The organism is Thermoanaerobaculia bacterium, from assembly GCA_035260525.1.
Classification (GTDB): Bacteria; Acidobacteriota; Thermoanaerobaculia; order UBA5066; family DATFVB01; genus DATFVB01.
The window spans coordinates 1-4,260 of sequence record DATFVB010000291.1 but is presented as its reverse complement, the minus strand read 5'-3'; the positions used below and the strand labels follow the sequence as shown (position 1 = coordinate 4,260).

The window sequence follows — 4,260 nt, the reverse complement described above, 5'->3', positions numbered from 1 at the left end:
TCGACTGAAACAGAATCGCGGCAACCAGCAACAGCAGCCCGTGCGACATCGCGAAGGCGCACGGATAGAGCAAATTTCCCGGACCGACCATCCAGACGATCAACGGCACGAGGATCGCGGCCGAAAGCCAGCGTTCGACGGGAGATAGGAAGCGCCGCGCGAATAGCTGCACGCCCAAAATGCCGACGAGACCGACGACGAACTGGAGCGCCACGATCGTGGCGACGCGGGTCCCGAAGACCCGGCAGGCCGCTTCGAGAACCCAGAGAGAGACGGGCCCATATTGGAGCCGCACTTCGTGCATCGCGCGGCCGCCCGAGAGGAGACCCTGCACGGCGGAGAACCAGAAGCCATGGTCCTCCGTCACGTTCGCCCACCTTCCGCGCCCGAGGAGGGCGAAGACCGCGCCGCCCAAGAGGATCAGGAGCTCGGGGCCGTAGCGCGGAAGGTGAAACCTCACCCCCCTGCCCGCCTCGCGGTCTCCCACTACGCCTCTCCCGGCGGGAGAGGCCGCGACGCCGCAGGCGGCGCGGGTGAGGGAGCCTGGGGGACTTGCCTCTTCGCCTCTCCCGGCGGGAGAGGCCGCGACGCCGCAGGCGGCGCGGGTGAGGGAGCCTGGGTCAGGGCCGCGGCAATCGCCTGCAGCACTCCCTCGAGATTGCCGTGAACATCCGTGTTCCAGAACCGAAGCTCTCGAACGCTCTGTTTCGCCAGCCAGGACGTGCGCTCGCGGTCATGTGCCACTGCGGTATCACCGGCGTGCCCGCCGCCGTCCAGCTCGATCGCCAGCTTCCGCTCTAGACAGAAGAAATCGACGACGAAAGGACCGACGGGGTGCTGCCGACGAAATTTGAATCCTACGAAGCGGCGACCGCGAAGAGCCTTCCATAAGAGTCGTTCTTCAGCCGTTTGATCACGGCGAAGACCGCGGGCATAGAGACGCTGAGTCCGTGTGAGAGGCTGGTGAGGCATTCGGGTGAGCGAAGTGTAACGGAGACCAGGGCTCCCTCACCCTCGCACCTTCGGTGCTCGACCTCCGCCTTCGCCAAGGCTTCCTCCTTCGCTAAAGCTTCGGCGGGACAGGTCGGCGCGACAGGTTCTCCTGCGGGGAAACCGGAACGCGACCGGGGCTCCCTCACCCCGGCCCTCTCCCGCGGGGAGAGGGAGGAGACTCACCCCGGTCCTCGCCCGTGAGGGCGGCTACTCCCGTGTGCGGAAGTCGATCGTCACTTCGCGGCTGCCGGCGTGCGCGTTCCCGACGGTGTAGAAGTACGCCTCGCGCTTCTCCAGGATCTTCGCGACGCGGACGAGATCGCCGGGGGCGACGAAGAGGATCATGCCGATGCCCATGTTGAATACGCGGAACATCTCCTCGGCGCCCACCTTCCCCTTGTCAGCCATGTACTCGAAGAGCGAAGGGACCGGCCAGGAGCCCGCCTTGATGGTCACGCCGACGTTATCGGGGAGGACGCGCGGGATGTTGTCGAAGAAGCCTCCGCCCGTGATGTGCGACATGCCGTGGACGAGGTCCTCCGCGAGCAGCGGTCGGAGCGTTTCGAGGTAGGAGAGATGCGGCGCGAGCAGCAGATCGGCGACCGTTTTCCCGCCGCATTCCTTGATCTTGTCGTCCGGCCTTTTCTTCAGCTCGTCGAAGAAGATCTTCCGCGCGAGCGAATAGCCGTTCGTGTGGAGGCCGGCCGAGGGAAGTCCGACGAGGACGTCGCCCACAGCGACGCGGGAGCCGTCGAGGACCTTCTTCCGATCCACGACGCCGACGATCGTACCGGCGACGTCGTAGTCGCCCGGCGCGTACATCCCCGGCATCTCGGCCGTCTCGCCGCCCAGAAGCGCGCAGCCGTTCTCGCGGCAGCCGCGCGCGACCGAACCGATGACCTGTTCGATCACACCCGGGTCGACCTTTCCGGTCGCCACATAATCGAGGAAGAAGAGCGGCTCCGCCCCCTGGACGAGGATGTCGTTGACGCAGTGATTGACGAGATCGGCCCCGCAGGTGTCGTGACGGCCGGCGATCGCCGCGACCTTCAGCTTCGTCCCGACCCCGTCGGTCGATGCCACCAGGACGGGCTCGGAATACTTCGAAAAATCGGGCTGAAAGAGGCCGCCGAATCCACCGACGTCGCCGAGAACGCCCTTCGTGAACGTCGACCGGATCGCCTCCTTCGAGGCGGCGATCGCGTTCATCTTGGCGTCGATGTCGACGCCGGCCGAGGCGTAGCGGGAGGGTTTCAAGGAGGCGAACTATATCAGCGGGCACGCGTCGCAATTCGCGACGCGTGCACCCTACCCCGTGGGATGGGCAATCCGGGGCTCCCTCACCCTCGCGCCTTCGCCAAGGCTTCCTCCTTCGCTAAAGCTTCGGCGGGACAAATCGGCGCGGCGAAGGCCCGCCGGGAGAGGTGGACATAGAGCGGGGATAACACCGCTCACCGCCGCCGCAATCCCAGGATCGAAAGGAAGAAGCTCGAAAGAATCGTCTGGAATCCGAGCGCCGTGAGCGTGACGCCGGGGATGACCCAGCGCATCGTCTTTTCGTAGTCGAGGTTCCCGAACCCGGCGGCTCGCCATTGGAGGATCGAGACGACGAGGAGGGCGACGCCGGAGAGCATCGCGACCGTCCCGACCGCGACCCCCTTCTCGAGCGTGACCACCGGATACAAGCGGTCGAGCCGAAGATCGCGAGGCAGGAGCCCTTCTTCGATCGCGAACACCTTCGTGATCACGGCGAACAGCACCGACTGATAGCCGCAGATCAGCGCGAGGCTCGCGAAGAGAAGGGTGTGCACGTCCAGCGTCGCTCCGAAGATCCGCGCCCGCGGCATCGCGAGGGCATAGCCCAGGATCCCGAGCAGGATCAGGACGATCCCCGGCTGCAGGAACAACCAGCGCGGCGAGAGCATCAGGTAGAAGCGGAAATGCCGCCAACCGTCACGGAAGGTCTTCAGGTGCGGCGGATGCGTCGTGCGGCCGTCGCGGTGGAGGGTGATCGGGACTTCCTCCATTTTCGCGCCGGCGAGCGCCGCCTTGATGACCATCTCCGAGGCGAACTCCATTCCGGTGCAGCGGAGTTGGAGGCGATCGAAGAGATCGCGCCGGAAAGCGCGCATGCCGCAATGGACGTCGTGGATCGGCGCGTGGAACCAGCGGCGCACCATCGAGGAAAACATCGGGTTTCCCCAGACCCGGTGGAGGTAGGGCATGGCGCCTGCTTCGACGCGCCCTCCTCCGGAAGGGAGGCGGCATCCCTGGACGAGCTCGGCGCCCCGGCGCAGCGGCTCGAGGAACTTCGGCGCTTCGGCGAGGTCGTAGCTGTCGTCGGCGTCCGCCATCAGGACGTACTCGCCTCGCGCGGCGGAGATCCCGCCCATCAGCGCCGCACCGTAGCCGCGCTCGGCGACCGGAACGACGCGGGCGCCGAGGCGCTCGGCGATCTCACGCGAGCCGTCCGTCGAGCCGTTGTCGGCGACGACGATCTCTCCGTGGATGCCGGCGCCGGAGAGAGCCCGCTGGGCTTTTGCGATGACCGACGGAAGGGTTTCGGCCTCGTTGAGGCAGGGTAGGACGATCGAGAGCTCCAACCTCACCCCCTGACCCCCTCTCCAGTTGGAGAGGGGGAACCAGACGCCTCAGACGTGGAAGGGAGCCGGCCCACCTCTTCCCCAATCTTCAGGAGCACGGATTCCAGACGAGTCGAGACCTCGTCATTCGAAAATCGAAGCACGCGAAACCCTCGACCTCTCAGGAATTCGTCCCTTCTTGAGTCGTACTCTCGATTCCGATCGTGAATCGGCCCATCGACTTCGACGACGAGGCGACCTCTCCAGCAAACAAAGTCGACGATGTAATGGCCGACCGTGTGTTGCCGCCGGAAACGAATGCCCGGAAATCGTTTCCTCAGGCAATTCCAAAGAAGTGTCTCGGTAGGCGTCGCTTCTTTCCGAAGTAAATGGACGCGATCGAAGAGAGCCCCCCAGAGACCGCCACTCGTCTGCCAGGACTTGAATTTCTGATTTGCCAATTCCTTATTATCCCCTCTCGCAGGGCGGAGTGAGGTCGTCCCCTCTCCAACTGGAGAGGGGTGCCCGTCAGGGCGGGGTGAGGTCGTACCGGCTCCAGGCGACCCGCCCCGCCTTGAAGACCCGCTCGATCGAGCGGGTGTTGCGGATGTCGCGGAGGGGGTCGTTTTCGAGCACGACGAAGTCGGCGCGTTTGCCGGGCGCGATCGTTCCCCGATCGGAGTCG

The 4,260-nt window shown here is 65.4% G+C and carries 5 protein-coding genes; all 5 read right to left on the bottom strand.

All coding sequences use genetic code 11. The features are described from left to right. Positions 1 to 487: hypothetical protein (locus VKH46_14050; GenBank protein HKB71966.1), on the bottom strand; the 487-nt coding region annotated here is incomplete at its 3' end. Further along, positions 487 to 972 (bottom strand): endonuclease domain-containing protein, encoded by a 486-nt coding sequence (locus VKH46_14045; protein HKB71965.1) that lies wholly within the window; start codon positions 970 to 972, stop codon positions 487 to 489. The genes VKH46_14045 and VKH46_14050, both read right to left, overlap by 1 nt. A gap of 228 nt (positions 973 to 1,200) precedes the next feature. Continuing rightward, entirely contained in the window at positions 1,201 to 2,250 is a 1,050-nt protein-coding gene (purM, locus tag VKH46_14040; GenBank protein ID HKB71964.1) for a phosphoribosylformylglycinamidine cyclo-ligase, read from the bottom strand. A gap of 194 nt (positions 2,251 to 2,444) precedes the next feature. After that, complete coding sequence (locus tag VKH46_14035; protein HKB71963.1) at positions 2,445 to 3,602, bottom strand: glycosyltransferase family 2 protein; 1,158 nt, start codon at positions 3,600 to 3,602, stop codon at positions 2,445 to 2,447. After that, entirely contained in the window at positions 3,599 to 4,036 is a 438-nt protein-coding gene (locus VKH46_14030; protein HKB71962.1) for an endonuclease domain-containing protein, read from the bottom strand. Before VKH46_14030 ends, VKH46_14035 begins: the two co-directional genes overlap by 4 nt. Positions 4,037 to 4,260 lie beyond the last annotated feature (224 nt).

Coding starts and splice junctions, on each gene's coding strand:
- VKH46_14045 (HKB71965.1), bottom strand. CDS start 972: ATGCCTCACCAGCCTCTCACACGGACTCAGCGTCTCTATGCCCGCGGT.